Origin of the sequence: Synechococcus sp. WH 5701 (assembly GCF_000153045.1) — a bacterium.
Taxonomy (GTDB): domain Bacteria; phylum Cyanobacteriota; class Cyanobacteriia; order PCC-6307; family Cyanobiaceae; genus Regnicoccus_A; species Regnicoccus_A antarcticus.
On sequence record NZ_CH724159.1, the window covers coordinates 329,283 to 350,747 of the forward strand.

Here is a 21,465-nt window from a genome sequence, read left to right on the forward strand (position 1 = left end):
GGCCGTGGGAGAATTGCGTCAGGCACGACTTCACGCTCCCGATGATCGAACCCCTCCTCTGCGGCATCGTTCTGGGTTTGATCCCGATCACCCTGGTGGGCCTGTTCGTGGCGGCCTGGAACCAGTACCGCCGTGGCAGCGCCTTGGGCGGCTGAGTCAGGCCTCAGGCACCAGAACCATCAGCCCACAACTGCCATAGCGGCGTCGATCGCTCAGGTGCCAGCCTCGAGGAATGTCCGGGTATGCGTCGCTTGAGCATTCCCACAGCAGGCGTCCCCCCTCAGCCAGCCAGCCCGAGGCGGCTACCCCCTCGGCGATCGGGGCGTAGAGCTCCGATGCGTAGGGGGGATCGGCGTAGATCAGATCGAAGCCACCTGCAGCTTCCTCCCCCAGCTGTTGCCCTGGGCTTTGGCACAGCCACTGAGGTAGCCCAGCCCTGATCACCCGCAGGTCGCAGGCTGGATTCACGCCGGCCTTGACGGCCTCCAGATTGCGCCGGGCGATGCTGAGGGTGGTTCGGTCGTGATCCACGGCCACCACCCGCTGGGCGCAACGTTGCAGGGCTTCGCAGCTCATCACACCGCTGCCGCAGCAGAGATCGAGCCAGCGGCAACCAGTCAGTTCACTCGCCAGCAGGTTGAGCACCGCCAGCCGCACCCTGGAGCTGGTGGGGCGTGCCTGCTGCCCTTGCGGACTGAGCAGTTTGCGCCCGCCACTCAGCCTCAGGCTCACGCTCCGTCCTGCTCCACCCAGCCCAGCCAGCGCTCGAGCATGCGCTGCCCCTGGGGTCCGGACTTCTCGGGGTGGAACTGGCAGGCCGCCAGGGGCCCTTGCCAAACCGCCGCGGTCACCGGCTGATCAGCGAAGAGGACCTCGGCGGTGCTGCAGGCCGGGTCGTTGGGAGCGGCGGCGTAGGAGTGCACGAAATAGACCCAGGCTGCTGGATGACCTTCGGGCAGCAAGGGGCTGGGGTTGGTGGAGATCAGCGGTGCCCAGCCCATGTGGGGGATCGGATGCCCCGGAGCGGAGGGCAGGGCCTTCACCCTGCCCTTGAGCAGGCCGAGGCCTGGTGCCTCTCCCTCCTCGCTGCCCTCGAACAGCAACTGCAGGCCCAGGCAGATCCCCAGCAGGGGGCGTCCTCTGGCGCTCCACTCCCGCAGCGGATCTGCCAGGCGGGCCCGGTGGAGGCGCTCCATGGCCGGATCGAACGATCCCACTCCCGGCAGGATCAAAGCGTCGCAGGCCTCCATCGCTGGGGCGTCCAGCACTGGAATCAGCTCTGCACCGAGTCGCTCCACGGCTCGGGCTACCGAATGCAGGTTGCCCATGCCGTAATCGATCAGGCCGATCCGGCTGCTCATGGCTGCGGCTCCAGGCAGCTGCGTTGCTCCGGATGGAGCAGGTCGTCGCTGCGGGGCAGATCGAGCGCGTTGATGGCGGCGATGAGCTGGTAGAGACGGCCGACGCGGCGTTGATCGAAGTCGAAACGCAGGCAGTGCCGCAGGCGATCGTTGTCGTCGCAGCTCTCTCCCAGCTTGAAATCGCCGCTGCGAAGCAGATCCTGGAAGCCGGAGCGGATGGTCAGCAGATCAGCCTCCGCCAGGGGCACATGCAGCAGCAGCTCCAGCTCGTCGTCGTTGATGCGGGTGGTGTGGAACACCCGGTAGAAGTGGCGGATCAGCTCGATCGCCTCGAAGGCGCTGCCGGCGCGGCTGATCAGGTCTCCGTCGTCTGGACCGATCAAGCCCTCGCGCTCGAGGCCGGTGAGAAGGTCCTGAGGCCAGTGTTGCCAGAGCTCATGGCCCGGGGGCGCCAGGAGCACCACCGGAATCGGAGCCGTTCGTCCCGTCTGGATCAGGGTCAGTGCCTCGAACAGTTCGTCGAGGGTGCCGAAACCGCCGGGGAGCACCACCAGGGCATCGCTCTCACGAAGGAAGAACAGCTTGCGGGTGAAGAAGTAGCGGAAGTGAACCAGGCGATCGCCTGCTGCGCTGACGTAGGGGTTGGGGTCTTGCTCAAAGGGCAGCTGGATGTTGAGACCGAAGCTGTGCTCCGCTCCCGCTCCTCTGTTCGCCGCTTCCATCACCCCGCCGCCAGCGCCGGTGATCACTTCAAAGCCGGCGGCCATGGCTTCACGGCCGACCTCCTCCGCCAGCTGGTAATTGGAGCTCTGCGGCAGGCTGCGGGCCGATCCGAACACAGCCACCTTGCGGGTGCTGCGGTAGGAGTGGAAGGCAGCCAGGGCCTCATGCAGATCGCTCAGGGCACCTGAGATCAACCGCCAGTCGTCCGTGTCATCGGCGATGCGGGCCATCTCCAGAATCGAGTGAAGCGAGCGCTCGATCAGCAGGCGATGGGGATGATCAACCAGGTCATCTCCCAACCGCTCCAGCGAGGGAGAGGCAGGAGCCATCGGTGGGGGTGAGGCGGCAGGAGCTGAAGGGCTGCTCAGAGGTATTTGGCGATCGTGCCGGAGAGTGTGTTCTTGGGAACGGCGCCCACCACGGTGTCCACTTTCTGCCCTCCCTTGAAGATCATCAGGGTGGGGATGCTGCGGATGCCGTACTGGCTGGCGACGTTGGGGTTCTCGTCGGTGTTGAGCTTGTAGACCTTCAGCTTGCCCTCGAATTCCTTGGCGATCTCGTCGACGATCGGAGCCACCATGCGGCACGGGCCGCACCAGGGGGCCCAGAAATCAACCAGCACGGGCACGTCACTCTTGAGCACATCCAGCTCAAAGGAGGCATCGGTGACGGCAGTGGCGCTGGACATCCGAGGGAGGGGACAAGGTGCCTGGAATCTAGCAACGAGGACCCGGAATCCCCCATGGCGGCGGAGGGACCGTAGGAAGACAAAATGCCCGGACGCGCCGGGCGGGTTGGTGTGAGGAGTGTGCGAGCCGGAGCCCCCACACCTTGAGGTTAACGCCCGTCTCCGCCGGGATTCCGTCGTTTCGGGCCTGAACAGGAGCCCTGGTGCGAGGGGCTACTTGCCCATGCCCAGCTGCTGGGCTTTCTGATACACCTTTCCTTCGGTGAGCAGGGATGGGGCCACCACCACATCGACCTGTTGCATCTCCTTAATCGTTCGGGCACCAAGGGTTCCCATCGATGTGCGCAGGGCGCCAAGAAGATTCTGGGTGCCGTCGTCGAGGCCAGCCGGACCGCGCAGGATCTTCTCGAGACTGCCGGTGGTGCCCACGCTGATCCTGGTGCCCCTGGGCAGCACCGGACTGGGGGTGGCCATGCCCCAGTGGAAGCCACGGCCTGGGGCTTCGCTGGCCCTGGCGATCGGCGAGCCGATCATCACCGCATCGGCGCCGCAGGCGATGCACTTGCAAATGTCACCACCGGTGACGATGCCGCCATCGGCGACGATCGGCACGTACTGGCCGGTCTCACGCTCGTGGTCGTCGCGGGCGGCGGCGCAATCGGCCACAGCCGTGGCCTGGGGGATGCCCACACCCAGCACGCCCCGGGACGTGCAGGCGGCGCCGGGGCCGATGCCCACCATCACCGCGGCAGCGCCGGCGCGCATCAGTTCGAGAGCCACGTCATAGGTGACACAGTTGCCGATCACCACTGGAATGCCGAGATCACGGCAGAGGGCGGCCAGATCGAGGGTCTCGCGCCCGGCCGGTCCGATGTGGTCGGTGGAGACCACCGTGGCCTGAACGAAGAAGAGGTCGGCCCCGGCTTCGGCCACCGCCTGTCCGAAGCGCAGGGCCGCCGCCGGTGTGGCGCTGACGGCGGCGATGCCACCGGCGGCCTTGATCGCCGCGATGCGCTGGCGGATCAGGTCTTCGCGCACGGGCTGGGCGTAGAGCTCCTGCATCAGGGGCACGAAGGCCTCCTTGCCCACCTCAGCAATGCGATCCAGGATCGGGTTCGGGTCGTCGTAGCGGCACTGGACCCCCTCCAGGTTCAGCACCCCCAGGGCCCCCAGCCGGGACAGTTCGACCGCCACCGACACATCCACCACACCGTCCATGGCGCTGGCGATGATCGGGATCTCCCGTTCGATTCCACCGATGGTCCAGCGGCTGTCTGTCACCTCGGGGTCCACGGTGCGACCACCGGGGACCAGGGCGATCTCGTCGATCCCGTAGGCGCGGCGGACGGTTCGGGATCGGCCTAACTGAATGGACACCACTGGGGTTTCTGCAGTCGGGCCAAGCTATCAACCGGTCTGGCCTCAGGGTTGACCACGGAACGACGCCCAGCGCTCCCGCCACGAGGCCAGCAGGGTCTGGCGGTCGCTGCTGCGCACCAGGTGGGTGAGCACGAAGCGGCTCAGCCAGATCACCCCGGCCAGCTCCAGCAGACCGGGAACCAGGGGCAGGCTCTCGATCGCCCCCAGCAGGGCTGCGTAGATCCTGAGCAGCAGCAGCAGGCCCACAAAGCCCGCCAGCAGCTTCAGGGGGCCGCTGTACTGCTGCACCTGCCGCTGAAAGTCACCGCTGCTGAACCAGTCACGCACCTTGCTGCTGAGCAGCTCCCACTCGCCGCCTCCTTCGCCGCTCCCGCTCTCGTCACTGGCAGGGACGTGCAGAGTTGTGGCCACGGCTGGATCGGCCTGGGGCTGAACAACGGGCGCTGGCGCAGGTTCAGGATCTGGTTGAGGCTCTAAATCTGGTTGAGGCTCAAGCTCCTCGATGGGCTGCGGCTCCGGCTGCACCTCAGGCGTGGGCTCGGGTTCTGGGGCTGGTTGCGGTTCGGGCTCCACTGCAGACTCGGCCCCGATGCTGCTCACCTCGGTGTCAGCTGTCGCCGCCTCGTCCGGGGCTGATGGACCTGGCGCGGACGAGGCGCTGAGATCCTCCTCACCGAGGGGAGTCGGGGATGGCAGGTCCTGGCCCTGATCGGGCTCATGGGATGCAGCAGAGGACTCGACCACCGGTTACCGCGCAAAACCGCCGGTGGAGCTTACGCCGATTCCTCCGGCTTGTCTTTGCCGCTGCTGCGCTCAGCCCTCGAGGGGAATCAGGCCCGGGCGATCACTCAGAGGGAGCAGGGGAAGCCTCAGGGGAAAGGAGCCCTCGCGCAGGCGCTGGATCAGACCGGCGCCGATTTCCTCGCCCAGGCGGGGGCTGTGGGCAGGTGCGCAACGCAGGCGGCGGGCGTCCACCTGGATCTCGCCGGCGAGCAGGTGGCTGTAGGGAACGAAGCCGAAGCTCGGCCGGATTCGGCGGGGAATCGAGAAATCGAGCACGGGGGCCTCAAGCTGGTCGTCGCCGCAGGCCGCCTGACGGGCAACGGCCAGGTTGATCAGGGGAACCGGCGCCGCGATCGCCACCAGCAGGGCACTGCCATGACCTTCGAAGTGGCAGGGGCGGATCCACTCGGCCTTCAGCTCCGCCAGGTCGACGCTCACCGCCGCTACGGCCCCCGGCCCGCGGGCATGGCCGCTCGGCAGCCGCCGGATCTGCGGCTGATGGCCGCTGCCGGCGCCGATCACCCAGCCGATCGCTCCTCCCACCAGCACGGGCGAGCCGGGGCCCAGCAGGCTCAGGCCAGGCATGGTCAGGCCGATGCTGCGAGATCCACCACTGCTGTAGAGGGCGCTGCCGTACGGGCCCAGCAGGGGGCCGTACGGGCTTTGGGTGACTCCTTCGGCGCTGCTCACCGCCACGATGCCGTTTTCGCTGATGGCCCGGTGCAGCAGCAGGCGTGCCACGCCCAGGCTTTCGAGCTTGAGCCGGGCCTGGAGTTCACGGCGCGGATGCAGGGCCGTGCCTTCACCACTGGCCACCAGCTCCACCTCCAGGCCCGCCAGCAACTTCCCCAGCACCTGGGCGCCGCCTAGGTGCTCCGGGTCTGAGATCCCACCTCCGATTGGAAGGGTCAGGCCGCCGCTGCCGCTGGAGCCCAGGGCCATGACCCCATCCAGCCGCGCCTCGCGCAGGCGCATGGGCGGATCACAGGGGCCGAGGCTGAGCTGGAGCGTGGCCTGGTCGGTGAACTCGGCGTTGGCGGCCACCACCACATCGGTGCGGGAGTAGGCCGCCTCCAGTCCCTCGGCGGCCACCAGGGCCCGGTAGTCCGCAGCGCTCCTCACCGCCAGATCACCGGCGCTCTGGCGCTCCTGCAGCTGCGCTTCGGTGCGGGAGCGAGGGGGGGCGGATCCCATCGGCGCAAGCAGCCCGGAGACGGTGGACCCAGCCTCGCTTAACCTGGCCTTCGGCAGTGTGGTGAGAGATGGCGGATCCAACGGGTCCCGGCGAGTCCGACGGACGGATCATCCAGACCGACCTGCGCAATGAGATGTCGCGCTCCTACCTGGAGTACGCGATGAGCGTGATCGTGGGCCGGGCTTTGCCCGACGCCCGCGACGGGCTCAAGCCGGTGCACCGGCGCATCCTCTACGCGATGTACGAGCTCGGTCTCACCAGCGACCGGCCCTACCGCAAGTGCGCCCGGGTGGTGGGCGAGGTGCTCGGCAAATACCACCCCCATGGGGATACGGCCGTCTACGACGCCCTCGTGCGCATGGCCCAGGACTTCTCGATGCGCATGCCACTCATCGATGGGCACGGCAACTTCGGCTCGGTCGACAACGACCCCCCGGCGGCGATGCGGTACACCGAATCGCGGCTGCAGGCGCTCACCACCGACAGCCTGCTGGAAGACATCGAAGCGGAAACCGTCGATTACATCGACAACTTCGACGGTTCGCAGCAAGAACCCACGGTGATGCCGGCGCGGGTTCCTCACCTTCTGTTGAATGGGTCGTCGGGCATCGCGGTGGGCATGGCCACCAACATCCCGCCTCACAACCTCACCGAACTGATCAATGGCCTGCTGGCCCTGATCGCCGATCCGGAGCTTGATGACCGGGCCCTGCTGGCCCTGATTCCCGGGCCTGATTTTCCCACAGGCGGTCAGATTCTGGGCCGCCGCGGCATCCGCGAGACCTACACCACCGGCCGCGGCTCAGTGACCATGCGCGGGGTGGCCTCGATCGAAACACTGGAAATTCCCGGCCGGCCCGATCGCGATGCCGTGATCATCACCGAGCTCCCGTATCAGACCAACAAAGCGGCGCTGATTGAGCGCATCGCCGAGATGGTCAACGACAAGAAGCTCGACGGCATCTCCGACATTCGCGACGAAAGCGATCGCGATGGCATGCGCATCGTGATTGAACTGCGCCGGGATGCCTATCCGCAGGTGGTGCTGAACAATCTGTTCAAGCTCACACCTCTGCAGAGCAATTTCAGTGCCCATATGCTGGCGCTGGTCAACAGCGAACCGGTGCTGCTCACCCTGCGGCGGATGCTGCAGGTGTTCCTCGAGTTCCGCATCGAGACAATCGAGCGGCGCACCCGTTACTTCTTGCGCAAGGCTGAGGAACGGGATCACATCCTCCTGGGTCTGCTGCTGGCCCTCGATCAACTGGATCCGATCATCGCCCTGATCCGTGCGGCCTCGGATGCGGCCACGGCCCGTCTGCAGTTGCAGGAGCGCCACGGCCTCAGTGAGATCCAGTCTGACGCGATTCTGCAGATGCAGCTGCGCAGGCTCACCGCCCTCGAAGCTGACAAGATCCGCCTGGAGCATGAGGATCTTGTCACCAAGATCGCCGACTACAAGGACATCCTGGGCCGGCGGGAGCGGGTGCTCGGACTGATCGAAGCCGAATTGATTCAGCTGCGCGAGCGCTACCCGTCTGAGCGCCGCACCGAGATTCTTGATCTCGAGGGTGGGCTTGAAGACATCGATCTGATCGCCAATGAGCGATCCGTGGTGCTGCTCACCGAGAACGGCTATCTCAAGCGCATGCCGGTGAGCGAGTTCGAGGCCACCAGCCGCGGCACCCGCGGCAAGGCCGGAACCCGCAGCCAGGGTGAGGAGGCGGTGCGCCTGTTCATCAGCTGCAACGACCACGACACCCTGCTGTTGTTCAGCGATCGCGGCGTGGTCTATGCCGTGCCGGCCTATCGGGTGCCGGTGGGAAGTCGTGGTGCGAAGGGCACTCCGGTGGTGCAGTTGCTGCCGATTCCCCGCGAAGAGCAGATCACCTCGCTGGTGGCTGTGAGTGCCTTCGACGACGATGTTCAGCTGCTGATGCTCACCAGCGGCGGCTACATCAAGCGCACCAGACTCTCGGCTTTCGCCAACATCCGCTCCAACGGCCTGATTGCCATCAGCCTCGAAGACGGCGACGCCCTGCGCTGGGCGCGGCTGGCCCTGCCCGGCGACAGCGTCCTGATCGGTTCGCTCAAGGGGATGACGATCCACTTCCGCCTCACCGATGGGGAACTGCGGCCCCTGGGCCGCACTGCCCGGGGTGTGCGCGCCATGGCCCTGCGGCCTGGGGATGAGCTGGTGAGCATGGACGTGCTGCCGGCTGAACTGGCCGATCAGGTGGCCAGCTCGTCCGCATCCGAGAACGAGGAGGAGGATGCTCCGGAGGCTGGCGAGAGTTCCGATGGGCCCTGGGTGCTGGTGGCGTCCGCCAGCGGGCTTGGTAAGCGGGTGCCGGTGACCCAGTTCCGTCTGCAGCGCCGGGCCGGTCTGGGCCTGCGCGCCATCAAGTTCCGTCGCGACGGGGACGTGCTGGTGGGGCTGACGGTGATGGGCCCCGGGGAGGAACTGCTGCTGGTGAGTGAGCGGGGGGTGATCGTGCGCATGCAGGCCGACGCGATTCCCCAGCAGTCGCGGGCTGCCACGGGTGTGCGCCTGCAGAAGCTCGACAGCGGTGATCGTCTCAGTGAGGTGGTGCTCGTGCCCCCGGCCCCCGATGAGGAGGATCTCGCTGACACCGCTGAGACCAGCACGGCACCGGAGTCCCCCTGACGCTCCCCCCCGCGGCCGATGTACTGGTGCTCGGGGCCGGCCCGGCAGGGCTGGCGATCGCCAGTGAGCTCGTCCCCCTCGGCCTGCGGGTGATGGGGCTGGCTGCAGGCGATCCAGCCAGCCCATGGCCGAACACCTACGGCATCTGGGCTCCGGAGCTGGATCAGCTCCACCTCTCCCATCTGCTGGAGCATCGCTGGTCGAACTGCGTCAGTTATTTCGGAGCCGATCCCGTGGCGCTCAGCCACGATTACGGCCTGTTTGATCGTGGGAAACTCCAGGGCCACTGGCTGGGGCGCTGCTCCGGCATGGATTGGCGGCAGGGACTGGCGGCTGAGCTGAACCACGACACGCAGGGCTCCCAGGTGACCACCCGGGAGGGGGAGGTGCTCAGGGCCCGCTTGGTGATCGACACCACTGGCCACGACCCGGTGTTCGTGCGCCGGCCGGCCCTGGGGCCCGTGGCCGCACAGGCTGCCTACGGGATTGTGGGCCTCTTCACGGCGGATCCGGTGCCGCCTGGCCAGTTCGTGCTGATGGACTACCGTAGCGAGCACCTGAGCCCGGAGGAGCGCCAGGGTCCCCCAACGTTCCTGTACGCCATGGACCTGGGCGAGGGGCGCTTCTTCGTGGAGGAAACCTCCCTGGCTCTGGCGCCGCCGGTGCCGATCAAGGTGCTCCAGGATCGCCTGAGGCGAAGGCTGGCCCATCGGGGCGTGGCGGTGCTGCAGGTGGAGCACGAGGAGCGCTGCCTGTTCCCGATGAATCTGCCGCTGCCCGACTTCAGCCAGCGGGTGCTGGGCTTCGGAGGGGCCGCCAGCCTGGTGCACCCCGCTTCGGGCTACCTGGTGGGCTCCCTGCTGCGGCGCGCCCCCGGTCTGGCGGCTGCCATCGCCGCCGCCCTGGCCAGACCTGATCTCTCCGCCGCCCAGGTGGCCGAGACGGCCTGGGGCGCCCTTTGGACACCGGAGCTGGTGCGCAAGCACGGCATCTACCAGTTCGGCCTGGAGAAGCTGATGCGTTTCTCCGAGCAGGACCTGCGCGAGTTCTTCAGCACCTTCTTCGCCCTGCCCGAGCGGCAGTGGTATGGGTTCCTGACCAACACCCTCAGCCTCAGCGAGCTGGTGGCGGCGATGGTGCGCCTGTTTGCCCAGGCACCAGCCGATGTGCGCTGGGGGCTGATGCAGCCGAAGGGGCGCGAGGCGCAGTTGCTCTGGCGGGCCGTGCGGGGGTAGCCGACCCGCGGATGCTCAACGGAACACCAGCACTGGCAGCGCGGCATGGATCAGCACCCTCTGAGTCTGGCTGCCCAGCAACAGTCCGCTCAGGCCCCGGCGCCCATGGGAGGCCATGAAGATCAGATCGCAGCCGTGTTGAGCGGCCGCCTCGATGATCGCCTCATGGGGCAGATCGTTGATCACCCCCTCACTGCTGCAGGGCACACCGGCGCTCTCGGCCACGGCTTGGGCGTCCGCCAGAATCCGCTCGGCATTTTCCCGCGCCACGAGGCTGAGGTGCTCCAACGTGCCGGCATCGAGCATGGTTCCGGTGCCCACCATCGACACCGGCAGGACACTGCGGGCATTGAAAAAGGTGATGCGCGCACCCACCTCCTTGGCGAAAGCCACGGCCCCATGAACGGCCTTCACGGAGATGTCGGATCCGTCGATGGGAACGAGCAGATGGGAGTACATGGCTGCAGGCCTGGGGTATGGCAAGCCCGAGGAAGTCCTTACCAAGGAGCGTACCTGGGCTGGTGCCGGAGTTCTTCAGCCAGGGGCGGCGGCGGGCCGCTGCAACCGTCGCACAGCGGAGTCGTAGAGGGCTTGCCCCTTCCAGGAGACCGCCACAATCACTGGCAGGGCCAACAGGAGCAGCACGGCGAGCTGAAGGGGCGCGCTGCTCGGGAATCCGTGGCTGGTGAAGAGCAGAAAGATGGGCCGGTGAAAGAGATACATGAAGAAACTGGCGGTGCTGATCGCCAGAATCAGGGGGGGCAGACGCAGATGGCGGCCCCAGCGCTCACAGACCAAAAAGGTCAGCAGCGGACCGAACACCGCCAGGGGGATGGCATTGAGGCTCGAGTCGATCCTGGCCTGGTGATGGAAGGAGAACAGGGTGGCCGCCACGGTGGCCAGGGCCGTGAGGGCGATGGTGCGGAATCTCACCCTTGGCTCCACCAGCGCCGGGGAGAGTACAAGGCCTGCCACGAAGGACGGGAAGTAGAGGAACAGGCGCGCATCCACTCCATCCAGCAGTTTGCCCAGCAGCACGTTGAGGCCGATGATCCCGGCACACACCACCAGGCGGTTCGATGTCCAGCGCCAGGGCGTCTGGCCCAGGCTGTGAACCAGCAGCAGCAGTAACGGCGCGAGCAGGTAGAACACCACGATCATCGAGATGTACCAGAGGGTCAGGGGCGGCTCCAGGCTGAAACTTGCGCTCAGAAGTGCCGCCCCGATGAACTGACCCGGCTTGAGCAGTCCGCAGAGATCGAAGAGCAGCAGGGCCGCCAGGTAGGGGGGATAGATCCGGACCATCCGCCGCTGGTAGAACCGCCAGACTTCGGCAGCATTCGTGATCCGGGACCTGCCGATCAGATGCCCGGAGATGAACACGAACAGCCCCAGCACCACCACCGTCACCCGGTAGGTGACGTCGTTCTTGTAGCCATCGATCGATTCGGCGTAGCCCAGCAGGTGCCAGAAGCCGACGATCCAGAGGATGCAGGTGGCCCGCATCAGATCGATGGCCTGATTGCGCTGGCGCGGGGCCGGCGTGCTCAGCGGCTGTTGCTCAGGCATGGGTGAGGGGTCGCTCGTCGGTTGGTGGATAAGGCTGCTGGCCGCTGACACTGGCCCAGTCCGCCGCGTTCAGCTGGGGAAACAGACCATCGTCGGCCTCGATGGCTTCGAGCCAGCCCTCTGGCAACGCCGCGCCGGTGTCGATGGCATGCATCAACCGCCAGAAACGATCGAGATGGCGGTGGATCCGCTCCCGGGCCAGCCCGGTGGTGGTGCCGGCCCGGAGGATGAAACTCCAGTCTGAGCTCTGGGCCAGCAGCAGTTCCCGTCCCGCTTGGGTGAGCAGCCGCCTCTGGCGCTCCGTGGCCACGCCGCCGTTCACCTGCTTCACCATCGCAGCGGAGGCGCGATGCCACTCCGGCACCACCCAGGCATTGCTCTGGTTGAGCCAGTAGTGGTGGTAGCCCCCCTGCCCCCAGCTCGAGGGGGAAGGCCGGCAGATCTGCAGGGGCTCCCCCCGCTCGAGGGAGCCTCGCAGGCTGCTGAACTCCACGCCAGCGGCAGGTCCCTGACGGAACAGTTCGGCGAGAAACTGGGGTCCCTCATACCACCAGTGGCCGAACAACTCCGCGTCGAAGGGTGCCACCAGCAGGGGGGGGCGGGCCATGGCCGCAGCCAGGACCGCCAGCTCCTCGCTGCGGCCGGCCAGGTAGGCGCTGGCGTGCTCCACCGTCCGGCTGGCCGCTGCCACCGGGTCGTAGGGCAGTTTCTGATCGAGCGCCGAGCCCTGGCTGCTGACCCTGTGCAATTTCAGGCCGAGGGGCCTTGAGCTGGTGATGCCATGGACGTGCAGCTCCGCTTCGGGCAGATCCCAGCCCAGGTCGCGGTGAAACTCCCGGTAGCTGCCATCACCTGGATATCCTTCCGAGGCCGACCACACCGGCAGGGTGGCGGCGCCATCGCGGGCAAAGAAGGCGATGCCCGCCGGCGAGCAGATCGGCGCGTACACCCCATAACGAGGCCTTGGCAGAGCATGAAGCAGGCCATGGGCATCGAGAACGGCGTAGCGCAGGCCGCACTGCCGCAGCAGCAGATCGAGACCTTCGTAGTAGGCGCACTCCGGCAGCCAGATGCCAAGCGGTCGCTCCCCCAGTAACCGTTGGTGCTCGCGCACGGCATTGATCAGCTGGGCCCGCACGGCTTCGGGGCAGTGACGCAGCAGCGGCAGGTAGCCGTGGGTTGCGGCGCAGGTGAGCAGGTCAAGCACCCCGTCCTGCTGCAGTTGCCGGAAGCGGTGCAGCAGCTGGCCGCCGCTTTCGACCCAGCTCTGGCGGGTGCTCTCGAGGGTGTCGGCCAGGGCGGTGGCGGCGCTGCGGTGGCTGGACGGGGCCTGACGAAGTAACCGTTGGCGCTGGGCGAGCCAGTCGGGGAAGCGCGCGCTCAGCACGGGATCGCTGATCAGGCTGAGCAGGGTGGGCGAGAGCCCGAGGCTGAGGCAGGGCTGCTGGGCGGGATCATCCCGGCTGGCTTCCAGCACCTGGAGCAGCGGCAGATAGCTCTCCAGCAGGGCCTGGAAGTACCAGTCTTCCTCCAGGGAGCCCGGCTGGCTGTCCCGGACAAAGGGGAGATGGGCATGAAGGACCAGGGCCAGGGTGCCTGTGGCCATCGACCATCCATCAATGAAGCCACCTTACGGCGCACCCTTCTGCGAGTTCTCAAGGCCACACGTCTCTACGCTGAACCCATGAGACGAGATGGGTTTCGGGTGGATCAAGGCAAGATCCGGCGCGTGGTGATCGTGGATGGCCACGGCATGTTCTACGCCCAGCAGAAGCTGGGCTGGTTCTTCGATCCACGTCGGCTGCTGGAGTTGGCCACCGCCGACCCTGGCGTGGAACTTGATGGCGCCTACTGGTACACGGGCCTGAAGGATCCGGCCGATCAGAGGCCGTTCCGTGATGCGCTCACCAGCCTTGGCTACACGGTTCGCAGCAAACCCCTGCGGGAATTCGGCGCGGATCCCGAGCACCGCCAGTTCGCCCGGGCGAACCTCGATGTGGAGATCTGCCTGGACCTGATGATGGTGGCCCACCGCCTGGATGAGGTCTGGCTGTTGAGTGGCAGTCGGGATCTGGAGCGGCTTGTGGAAACCCTGCGGGCCAAGGGCATCCGGATCACGCTGCTGAATGCCGATGGGATGGTGCCCCGGGAGCTGCGCAACGCTGTGGATGTCTTCCTGGATCTGGCCGGGCGGCGCAAGCAACTGGAGAAGGCCGAAGCGGCTCAGGCGCCGGTGTTTCAGCGGGGCCTGGAGAGTCCGCTGCGGGTCGAGCCGCTCAGCCGGGAGCTGGTGCGCCGTCCGCAGGAGCGTCAGGAGAGCGGTCCCAGGGAGGTGGTGATCGCCCCACCCCTCTAGGATCGATTCAACTCATAGTCACATCGACTTGCAACGGTCATGGCCAAGGACCCCGGCCGCGTTCTGATCTTCGACACCACCCTCCGGGATGGTGAGCAATCCCCCGGGGCCAGCCTCAACCTGGAGGAGAAGCTGGCGATTGCCCATCAGCTTGCGCGCCTGCGCGTCGACATCATTGAAGCCGGCTTTCCCTTCGCCAGCCCCGGTGATTTCAATGCGGTTCAGCGCATCGCCGCCGCTGTCGGCACCCCCGAAGGGCCGGTGATCTGTGGCCTGGCCCGGGCTGCCCGCGGCGACATCAAGGCCTGCGCAGAAGCGGTGGCCCCCGCCGCCAACCGCCGCATTCACACCTTCATCGCCACCAGCGACATCCATCTGGAGCACAAGCTGCGCAAGAGCCGCGCCGAGGTGGTGGCGATCACCGCAGAGATGGTGGCCTATGCCCGCTCCCTCGTCGAGGACGTGGAATTCTCCTGCGAGGACGCTGGCCGCTCCGATCCTCACTACCTCTATGAGGTGATCGAGGCCGCCATCGCTGCTGGCGCCACCACGATCAACATCCCCGACACCGTGGGCTACACCACCCCGGCCGAATTCGGGGGCCTGATCGCCGGCATTGAGGCCCATGTGCCCAACATTGATCAGGCGGTGATCTCGGTGCACGGCCATAACGACCTCGGTCTGGCGGTGGCCAACTTCCTCGAGGCGGTCAAGAACGGTGCCCGCCAGCTGGAGTGCACGATCAACGGTATCGGCGAGCGGGCCGGCAACGCCTCTCTCGAGGAGCTGGTGATGGCGCTGCATGTGCGCCGGGCCTATTTCAACCCCTTCCTCGGCCGCCAGGCCAGCAGCAGCGAGCCGCTCACAGGGGTGCGCACCGAGGAGATCTACAAGACTTCCCGCCTGGTGAGTAATCTCACCGGCATGGCGGTGCAACCCAACAAAGCGATCGTGGGTGCCAACGCCTTTGCCCATGAATCGGGCATCCATCAGGACGGTGTGCTCAAGAACCGCCTCACCTACGAGATCGTCGATGCCCGCACCATCGGCCTGGCCGACAACCGCATCTCCCTCGGCAAACTGAGCGGCCGCAGTGCCTTCCGGGCGCGCCTGGAGGATCTGGGTTACACCCTCGAGCGCGACGACCTCGACGAGGCTTTCGCCCGCTTCAAGGAGCTGGCCGATCGCAAGCGGGAAATCACCGACCGGGATCTCGAGGCGATCGTGAGTGATCAGGCCCAGCAGACCGAGGCCCGTTACGTGCTCAAGCTGGTGCAGGTGAGCACGGGCACCAACCTGCAGCCCACCGCCACCGTGACTCTCACCACCAGTGATGGCGCCGAGCTCACCGAGGCCGCCATCGGCACCGGTCCGGTCGATGCCGTCTGCCAGGCCCTCAACAGCCTGGCGCGGGTGCCCAACGAGCTGGTGGAGTTCAGCGTCAAGTCGGTCACCGAGGGCATCGATGCCATGGGCGAGGTCACGATCCGCCTGCGCCACCATGGGGTTCTCTACGCCGGCCATGCCGCTGACACCGACATCGTGGTGGCTGCGGCCCAGGCCTTCGTCAATGCCCTCAACCGGCTGGTGCACGGGATGGAGCGTCAGCCCCTGCATCCTCAGAAAGCGTCGCTGCCGGTGGCGGAGCTGCCGCGGCTGTGAAGGAGCAGCGGCCTCTCTGGGTGAGCGCCCTGCAGCTGGTGTCCCTGCTGTTGCTGGCCTTGCTGATGTTGGTGCCTCTGCTCTGGCTGGTGAGCACCTCGCTCAAGGGCCCCGCCGAAAACATCTTCTCCACCCCGCCGTCGCTGATTCCCGCCCAGCCGAGCCTGGAGGCCTATGGCCGCCTCTTCGCCGACCATCCCCTGGGCCTGTACCTGTTCAACAGCACGGTGGTGAGCCTGCTGGCGGTGCTGGGAAATCTGCTGTTCTGCTCGCTGGCGGCCTATCCGCTGGCACGGATGCGCTTCGCCGGCCGCGGCCTGGTGCTGGCCCTGGTGGTGGCCACCATCCTGATTCCCTTTCAGGTGGTGATGATTCCGCTCTATCTGATGATGGTGCAGCTGGGCCTGAGAAACACCCTCTGGGCCTTGATTGTCCCCCAGGCAGCCACGGCCTTCGGCATCTTTCTGCTGCGTCAGAGTTTTCTCGGGGTGCCTGTGGAGCTGGAGGAAGCGGCCCGCATTGATGGCTGCACGCCGGTGGGGGAATGGTGGAACGTGATGATTCCCGCGGCCAGGGCCGACCTGATCACCCTGGCGATGTTCGTGTTCATCGGCACCTGGAGTGACTTCCTCTGGCCCCTGGTGATCCTCGACGACCCCAGGCTTTACACCCTGCCCCTGGGACTGCAGCAACTGGCCAGCAGTTTCTCCCTCGACTGGCGCCTGGTAGCGGCAGGATCGGTGGTTTCGATCCTGCCGGTGCTGGTGCTGTTCGTGCTGCTGCAGCGCTACATCCTCCCCAGCGCCAGCGGTGATGCGGTGAAGGGCTGAGCCCTACCACGACAACGACCAGCTCCACGGCCTGGGTTCATGGGCCGGGATTCACTCCTGTGCGAACAAAGTGCATCGCCTTGCTGGTGTTGGTTCTGCCCTCGGTACTCTGCGTTCCTGAGAGTCGATCACCCACCGGGCGCCGGAATGGAGACCAGCCTGGTTCTGCAGAATCTGCTCTCACCGCCGGTGCTGTTCTTCGCCCTCGGGGTGATCGCCGTGCTGGTGGGCTCCGACCTGGAGATCCCGGCGCCGCTGCCGAAGCTGTTCTCCCTCTACCTGCTGCTGGCGATCGGCTTCAAGGGGGGGGTGGAGTTGCTCCACAGCGGCCTCGGTCCGCAGGTGATCAGCACGATCGCGGCGGCGATGCTGATGTCGGCCCTGGTGCCCCTCTACAGCTTCCTGGTGCTCAAGCGCCAGCTCGACACCTTCAACGCGGCGGCGATCGCCGCCACCTATGGCTCGATCAGCGCCGTCACCTTCATCACGGCCGAGAGCTTCCTGGGCCTCACCGGCATGCCCCACGACGGCTTCATGGTGGCGGCCCTGGCGCTGATGGAATCCCCGGCGATCATCGTCGGCCTGCTGCTGGTGAAGCTGGCCTCCAGCGCAGCGGCCGAACAACCCCGGGAGGGGATCCGCTGGGGCTCACTTCTGCATGAGGCCTTCCTGAACAGCTCCGTGCTGCTGCTTGTGGGCAGCCTGGTGATCGGTGGCCTGGTGGCGGCCTTCAGTCCGTCGGGGCTGGGCAAGATGGAGCCCTTCACCGGCGAGCTCTTCTACGGAGCCCTCAGCTTCTTTCTGCTCGACATGGGCATCGTGGCGGCCCAGCGGGTGGGGGATCTCAGGCGGGCCGGAGCTTTCCTGATCGGCTTCGCCCTGCTCATGCCCCTGTTCAATGCCGGGGTGGGACTGGCGGTGTCTTGGATGCTGGGGCTTCCGCAGGGGGATGCCCTGCTGTTCATGGTGCTCAGTGCCAGTGCCTCTTACATCGCCGTGCCAGCGGCGATGCGGATGACCGTGCCGCAGGCCAGCCCGAGCCTCTACATCTCCACCGCCCTGGGGGTGACCTTCCCGTTCAACATCGTTGTGGGGATCCCGCTCTACATGGCGATGGTGAGGCTCGTCATCCCTGCCGTCTGACCCCTCTCTGAATGTCCGGCCCTTGCCATGCAACGCCTCGATCTGATCTGCAGTGAACGGGAACTCGAGCGGGTGGTTCACCTGATCGACACCGCCGGTGCTCCCGGCTACTCGGTGGTTCGTCATGTCACGGGCCGCGGACCCCATGGCTCCGTCTCGGAGTCGATGGAGTTCAGCGGCCTGGGAGCCAATGTCCACGTGATCGTGTTCTGCGAGAGCGAGGCGCTCGAGACCCTCCGCCAGGGGCTGCGGCCGATCCTGGAGTACTACGGAGGGGTTGGCTTCGTCTCCCAGGCCGAGCCGCTCTGAGCACCAGCCCCAACCCCTTCATGGCTAGCGATCCCGCCATCGCCGCGTTCGGCTCAAGCTTCACCGCCATCACCCTGGCAGAGCTGGGGGACAAGACGTTCTTCGTAGCGTTCCTGCTGGCCGCCCGCCACCGGGCCCGCTGGGTCTTCATCGGGGCGTTCGCTGCCCTGGCGGCCGTCACCATGATTTCCCTGGCCTTCGGTCTGGGGCTGCGCAGTCTGCTGCCGGTGGAGCTGGTGCCCTGGCTGGCAGCCCTGCTCTTCGGCGGGTTCGGCCTGAAGCTGCTGATCGATGCCCAGGCCATGGGTGCGCAGGCCGCCGAGCAGGAGGCCCAGGAGGCCGAGGATCTGGTGAATGCCGCCGAAGCCAACCAGGACCAGAGCCGGGCCGGGGGCTGGCTGGTGGTGCGGGAAGCCTTCCTGCTGGTGTTCATGGCCGAACTGGGGGATCGCACCCAGTTCGCCACTATTTTTCTGGCCACCGCGCCGGGGTTCACCTTCAGTGCCCTGCTGGCCGGCACCCTGGCGGGTCATGCCCTGGTCACGGGTCTGGCGGTGGGGGCGGGCAAGTGGATCGGTCAGCTTCTCTCCGAGCGCCTCCTCTACCGGCTCAGTGGGGGTCTGTTCCTGGCCTTCGCCGTGGTGGCCCTGCGGCAGGCCCTGGGCTGAGGGATGAGGGAGCACGGCAGGGTTGTTGCTCAGCTCTGGCGGCCGCTGTAGTGGGCGCAGCGCTCACAGGGGCCGTCAGGCAGCACGGCGCAGCGCAACAGCGGCGAACGGGCATTGAAGCGGCAGCTGGGGTCGCCGATCACCCAGCCTCCTCTCCACCAGCGCGCTTCGCTGGGCTGCCGCTCCGCTTTCACCTGCAGGGCCACGGTGACCAGTTCGTAGCGGCCATTGCGCAGCTGGTAGCGGTGGTGCCGCTGCAGCACCAGGAAACTGCGGCTGCCATGGAGAAACCAACGGCCAGGCTGGGGAATCTCATCCAGCTCCTCGAGCTCGAGCTGGTCCAGCAGGCGGCCACTGCCGGCCTGACGAAGTTCGATGCGCAAGGGTTTCAGGGGTTCACCTCACCGGCCTCGCCGCTCACGCGTCTGGAGAACCCCCAGAGGAACAGGACCGCCACCAGCAGCAGCAGGGTCCACTCGGGCGGCACAAGCTGGGGCAGCCCGAGGCGGAGCAGCAGGCGCAGGCCCACCAGTCCGACAGCCAGGTAACCGGCCCGCTCCAGGTTGGGGTAGATCCCCAGCCAGCGGATGAACAGCTCGGCGGTGAGGCGCAGGGCGATCACCCCGATCACCCCACCGGTCATCACCAGCCAGAGGCGATCGCTCACGGCCACCGCGGCCGCCACGCTGTCGAGCGAAAAGGCGAGATCGGTGACCGCAAGGGTGAGCACCACAGCCCCTAGTCCAGACGCACCGGCATGGCCGCTGGAGCTGGCGCCCTGAAGAGCCTGCGCAGCGGAGGCGGACGCACCATCGCTGGGCCGCTCAGGTTCATCGCCGCTGGAGGCCTCCCCAGGCCGCAACAGGTTGGTACTGCTCAGCCAGAGCAGATAGGCGGCGGCAGCCAGTTGCAGGGGCCAGAAGTTCAGAACCCAGCGGGCCAGCAGGATCAGCCCCAGGCGGAAGACCAGGGCCAGGCCGAGGCCGAGGTTCAGGGCCTGACGCTGGAGTTGCGGATCCAGCAGCCGCCTTGAGATGGCCGCCAGGGCGATGGCGTTGTCGGCGGAGAGCACCGCCTCGAGAGCCACCAGCAGCGGCAGCAGCAGCAGCAGCTCCCCCCAATGATCCGCCTCTTCCAGCAGGGGAGTGAGGGAGGAGATCGACTCCGCTTCCATTGGCGTGCAGCGGGTTCGGTAGCGCCACTCTAGAAAGTCCCCTACACCGGCTTCCCCGCGATGCAGCTTCGGGCGCGACTGGCCCATGCCGACTCCGGTCAGCGGGTGGTGGAGGTGAGTGCCTGGGAGGAAGGCCGCTGCTTGGGCAGCGCCCTCGGGGAGGCCCCCAGCGCCGAGGCTGCCGAAGACAGGGCGCTGCAGCGGCTGCTGCAGCGGCTGCAGGAACAGGCCCCGCTGTCAGCGCCGATCGTTGTTCCCCAGCAGGGGGTGGGGGCAACAACGCCGCCAGCGCAGTCAGAAGTCAGACCATCTCCATCTCCATCTCCCGGTCCAGCCCCAACACCAACGCCAACACCAACACCAGCACCAACCCCATCAGCGCCCGCGCCCGCGCCGGCCCTGGAACCCACAGGGGGCCCCGACCGCCCGGCCGTCGCGGAAGCCGAACCGTTGGCCGATCCCGACGACTGGAGCGAGGAACTGGCCGAGCTGGAGCGGCTGCTGAGGCAGCTGGGCTGGGAGCGTGAGCAGGAATCGATCTATCTGCAGAGGGCCTTCGGTCACCCAAGCCGCAGCCGCCTGATCCGCTACGCCGACCTGCTCGCCTACCTCGCCGCTCTGCGCCAGCTTGAGCCTGGGGTGGATCCGGCCCAGGCCGCCCTGCCCCTGCGCCGCTCGGACCTCCTGCGCAGCTCAGATGGGCTGCTGGCGAGCCTGGGCTGGGGAGCGGCCCAGGGGCGCGCCCTCTTGGAGCGGGAATTCAATCTGGCCAGCCGCCAGCAGCTCAGCGACGACGACCTGCTGCGCTTCAACGACCTCCTGGCGCAACAGCTGGAGGCCCTTACCGCGTCCAGCCCGGAGCACGGCACTCCTTGACCAGCAGGGCCGGCCCCAGGCTGAGCTGGTTCTGGTTGGCGTAGGCCTCCTGCTCCAGGCGGATCTCGGTGGGGCTGGCCCTGGCATAGACGGGATCCTCCAGATGGCGCCGGCTGATCGGATCCAGCACGATCGAGAGCCCGAGCAGCTTGGGCCGGGCCCCCAGGCCGCCGTGGCGGCAGCTCTGGGCCACGTGAATCGCTTCGTGGTTGAGCACCCGCGCGAACTCAACGCTTCCCTTCTCGATCACATCGGGGCGGATGCGCAGGGTGCGGGCTGCCGGTTCCCATTCCCCGGCGGCCCGGGCTTTGCGGGGCGGTCCGATCACCACCTGCACCCCCGCCCGCTCCAGCAAGGTCAGCAGGCTGGCGATGGCGTCACGTTCCAGCTGGTGGCTGGGTGGATTGCGGCGCAGCTCCTCGATCTGGGCGATGCTCAGGGGCGGGTCTTCCAGGCGCCGTTTGTAGAGATAGCGGATGCGTCCGTTGCCAAGGGGTTCAGCCCGTGGCAGCCAGCTCTGATCAGCCGTGTCGAGCTGGGCCAGAAGCCCAGGCAGACCGGCGCTGGTGAGCACCCGATCGCCGGGCCGCGGTGGCTCCGGACGGCTGGCGAGCACCACCTCCTGCAGCTGGATGGTGAGGTCCTGCAGGGCCAGGAGGGTGTCGCTGCGGCGCGGCTGGGGGAAGAGCAGCGCCAGGGCGGCCAGACCACCAGCGGCACTGAGGGCCAGGCCCATCAGCAGGGAGGTGAGGCCCCCGGCCGCTGAGCGGGTCCTGGGGCCTCGGGAGCGTCGGGGTGGGCTGGATCGGCGCGAGGGGCGACGGGCTTTGCTCATGACGGCGCCA

23 protein-coding genes are annotated in these 21,465 nt (G+C 67.1%); 10 read left to right on the forward strand and 13 right to left on the reverse strand.

Annotation, left to right across the window (positions count from 1 at the left end; genetic code table 11):
• Positions 1 to 41: 41 nt before the first annotated feature.
• Entirely contained in the window at positions 42 to 155 is a 114-nt protein-coding gene (gene petG / locus WH5701_RS02585; RefSeq protein WP_006170345.1) for a cytochrome b6-f complex subunit V, read from the forward strand.
• A 1-nt stretch (position 156) separates the two neighbouring features.
• On the opposite strand, the gene WH5701_RS02590 is transcribed toward petG, so the two are convergent.
• The 7 genes from WH5701_RS02590 to WH5701_RS02620 all read right to left on the reverse strand — a co-directional run bounded on the left by WH5701_RS02590 (position 157) and on the right by WH5701_RS02620 (position 6,129).
• Positions 157 to 732, reverse strand: coding sequence for an RsmD family RNA methyltransferase (locus tag WH5701_RS02590; RefSeq protein WP_006170346.1), 576 nt, complete (start codon positions 730 to 732; stop codon positions 157 to 159).
• Positions 729 to 1,361: an imidazole glycerol phosphate synthase subunit HisH gene (gene hisH, locus WH5701_RS02595; protein WP_006170347.1), complete on the reverse strand. Its 633-nt coding sequence runs from the start codon at positions 1,359 to 1,361 to the stop codon at positions 729 to 731. Before hisH ends, WH5701_RS02590 begins: the two co-directional genes overlap by 4 nt.
• A complete protein-coding gene (locus tag WH5701_RS02600) occupies positions 1,358 to 2,413 on the reverse strand; it encodes an LOG family protein (protein WP_006170348.1) in 1,056 nt (351 codons plus the stop codon). The genes hisH and WH5701_RS02600 overlap by 4 nt, the downstream gene beginning before the upstream one ends.
• Positions 2,414 to 2,448: 35 nt before the next feature.
• Positions 2,449 to 2,772 carry a thioredoxin gene (trxA, locus tag WH5701_RS02605; protein WP_006170349.1) on the reverse strand — a complete coding sequence of 108 codons (324 nt, stop codon included), beginning with the start codon at positions 2,770 to 2,772 and terminating at the stop codon, positions 2,449 to 2,451.
• A 213-nt stretch (positions 2,773 to 2,985) separates the two neighbouring features.
• Positions 2,986 to 4,149, reverse strand: coding sequence for a GuaB3 family IMP dehydrogenase-related protein (locus tag WH5701_RS02610; protein WP_006170350.1), 1,164 nt, complete (start codon positions 4,147 to 4,149; stop codon positions 2,986 to 2,988).
• 45 nt (positions 4,150 to 4,194) lie between these two features.
• Positions 4,195 to 4,563 (reverse strand): CAAD domain-containing protein, encoded by a 369-nt coding sequence (locus WH5701_RS17940; protein WP_198005120.1) that lies wholly within the window; start codon positions 4,561 to 4,563, stop codon positions 4,195 to 4,197.
• A 402-nt stretch (positions 4,564 to 4,965) separates the two neighbouring features.
• Complete coding sequence (locus WH5701_RS02620; RefSeq protein WP_006170352.1) at positions 4,966 to 6,129, reverse strand: homocysteine biosynthesis protein; 1,164 nt, start codon at positions 6,127 to 6,129, stop codon at positions 4,966 to 4,968.
• Positions 6,130 to 6,197: 68 nt separating this feature from the next.
• On the opposite strand from WH5701_RS02620, the gene gyrA reads away from it, so the two are divergent.
• Together gyrA and crtL are read left to right on the forward strand one after the other, a co-directional pair.
• Positions 6,198 to 8,798 carry a DNA gyrase subunit A gene (gene gyrA, locus WH5701_RS02625; RefSeq protein ID WP_006170353.1) on the forward strand — a complete coding sequence of 867 codons (2,601 nt, stop codon included), beginning with the start codon at positions 6,198 to 6,200 and terminating at the stop codon, positions 8,796 to 8,798.
• On the forward strand, positions 8,795 to 10,033 hold the full coding sequence (crtL, locus tag WH5701_RS02630; RefSeq protein ID WP_037979462.1) for a lycopene beta cyclase: 1,239 nt from the start codon (positions 8,795 to 8,797) through the stop codon (positions 10,031 to 10,033). The genes gyrA and crtL overlap by 4 nt, the downstream gene beginning before the upstream one ends.
• A 15-nt stretch (positions 10,034 to 10,048) precedes the next feature.
• Here crtL and WH5701_RS02635 read toward each other — a convergent pair whose 3' ends face one another.
• The 3 genes from WH5701_RS02635 to WH5701_RS02645 form a co-directional block, all read right to left on the reverse strand.
• A complete protein-coding gene (locus tag WH5701_RS02635) occupies positions 10,049 to 10,492 on the reverse strand; it encodes a universal stress protein (protein WP_006170355.1) in 444 nt (147 codons plus the stop codon).
• 75 nt (positions 10,493 to 10,567) lie between these two features.
• On the reverse strand, positions 10,568 to 11,602 hold the full coding sequence (locus WH5701_RS02640; protein WP_006170356.1) for an acyltransferase: 1,035 nt from the start codon (positions 11,600 to 11,602) through the stop codon (positions 10,568 to 10,570).
• Positions 11,595 to 13,208, reverse strand: coding sequence for a glycoside hydrolase family 57 protein (locus WH5701_RS02645; protein ID WP_006170357.1), 1,614 nt, complete (start codon positions 13,206 to 13,208; stop codon positions 11,595 to 11,597). The genes WH5701_RS02640 and WH5701_RS02645 overlap by 8 nt, the downstream gene beginning before the upstream one ends.
• Before the next feature lie 99 nt (positions 13,209 to 13,307).
• Here WH5701_RS02645 and WH5701_RS02650 point away from each other — a divergent pair, with 99 nt between their 5' ends.
• The 6 genes from WH5701_RS02650 to WH5701_RS02675 all read left to right on the forward strand — a co-directional run bounded on the left by WH5701_RS02650 (position 13,308) and on the right by WH5701_RS02675 (position 18,570).
• Positions 13,308 to 13,958 (forward strand): NYN domain-containing protein, encoded by a 651-nt coding sequence (locus WH5701_RS02650; protein ID WP_369791631.1) that lies wholly within the window; start codon positions 13,308 to 13,310, stop codon positions 13,956 to 13,958.
• A gap of 39 nt (positions 13,959 to 13,997) precedes the next feature.
• Entirely contained in the window at positions 13,998 to 15,620 is a 1,623-nt protein-coding gene (locus WH5701_RS02655; protein ID WP_006170359.1) for a 2-isopropylmalate synthase, read from the forward strand.
• Positions 15,621 to 15,685: 65 nt separating this feature from the next.
• Positions 15,686 to 16,450 (forward strand): carbohydrate ABC transporter permease, encoded by a 765-nt coding sequence (locus WH5701_RS02660; RefSeq protein WP_050751424.1) that lies wholly within the window; start codon positions 15,686 to 15,688, stop codon positions 16,448 to 16,450.
• Positions 16,451 to 16,597: 147 nt separating this feature from the next.
• Complete coding sequence (locus WH5701_RS02665; protein WP_006170362.1) at positions 16,598 to 17,593, forward strand: sodium-dependent bicarbonate transport family permease; 996 nt, start codon at positions 16,598 to 16,600, stop codon at positions 17,591 to 17,593.
• Between the two features lie 27 nt (positions 17,594 to 17,620).
• Positions 17,621 to 17,902: a hypothetical protein gene (locus tag WH5701_RS02670; protein WP_006170363.1), complete on the forward strand. Its 282-nt coding sequence runs from the start codon at positions 17,621 to 17,623 to the stop codon at positions 17,900 to 17,902.
• Positions 17,903 to 17,922: 20 nt separating this feature from the next.
• Positions 17,923 to 18,570 (forward strand): TMEM165/GDT1 family protein, encoded by a 648-nt coding sequence (locus WH5701_RS02675; RefSeq protein ID WP_006170364.1) that lies wholly within the window; start codon positions 17,923 to 17,925, stop codon positions 18,568 to 18,570.
• A 29-nt stretch (positions 18,571 to 18,599) separates the two neighbouring features.
• Here the strand turns inward: WH5701_RS02675 and WH5701_RS02680 are convergent, their stop codons facing one another.
• Together WH5701_RS02680 and WH5701_RS02685 are read right to left on the reverse strand one after the other, a co-directional pair.
• Entirely contained in the window at positions 18,600 to 18,953 is a 354-nt protein-coding gene (locus WH5701_RS02680; RefSeq protein ID WP_006170365.1) for a DUF6464 family protein, read from the reverse strand.
• 5 nt (positions 18,954 to 18,958) lie between these two features.
• Positions 18,959 to 19,744 carry a DUF475 domain-containing protein gene (locus tag WH5701_RS02685; RefSeq protein ID WP_006170366.1) on the reverse strand — a complete coding sequence of 262 codons (786 nt, stop codon included), beginning with the start codon at positions 19,742 to 19,744 and terminating at the stop codon, positions 18,959 to 18,961.
• Between the two features lie 60 nt (positions 19,745 to 19,804).
• On the opposite strand from WH5701_RS02685, the gene WH5701_RS02690 reads away from it, so the two are divergent.
• On the forward strand, positions 19,805 to 20,620 hold the full coding sequence (locus WH5701_RS02690; protein ID WP_037979473.1) for a hypothetical protein: 816 nt from the start codon (positions 19,805 to 19,807) through the stop codon (positions 20,618 to 20,620).
• Here WH5701_RS02690 and WH5701_RS02695 read toward each other — a convergent pair.
• Positions 20,586 to 21,455, reverse strand: a complete 870-nt coding sequence (locus tag WH5701_RS02695) for a hypothetical protein (RefSeq protein WP_156776504.1) — start codon at positions 21,453 to 21,455, stop codon at positions 20,586 to 20,588. The genes WH5701_RS02690 and WH5701_RS02695 overlap by 35 nt on opposite strands.
• Positions 21,456 to 21,465 lie beyond the last annotated feature (10 nt).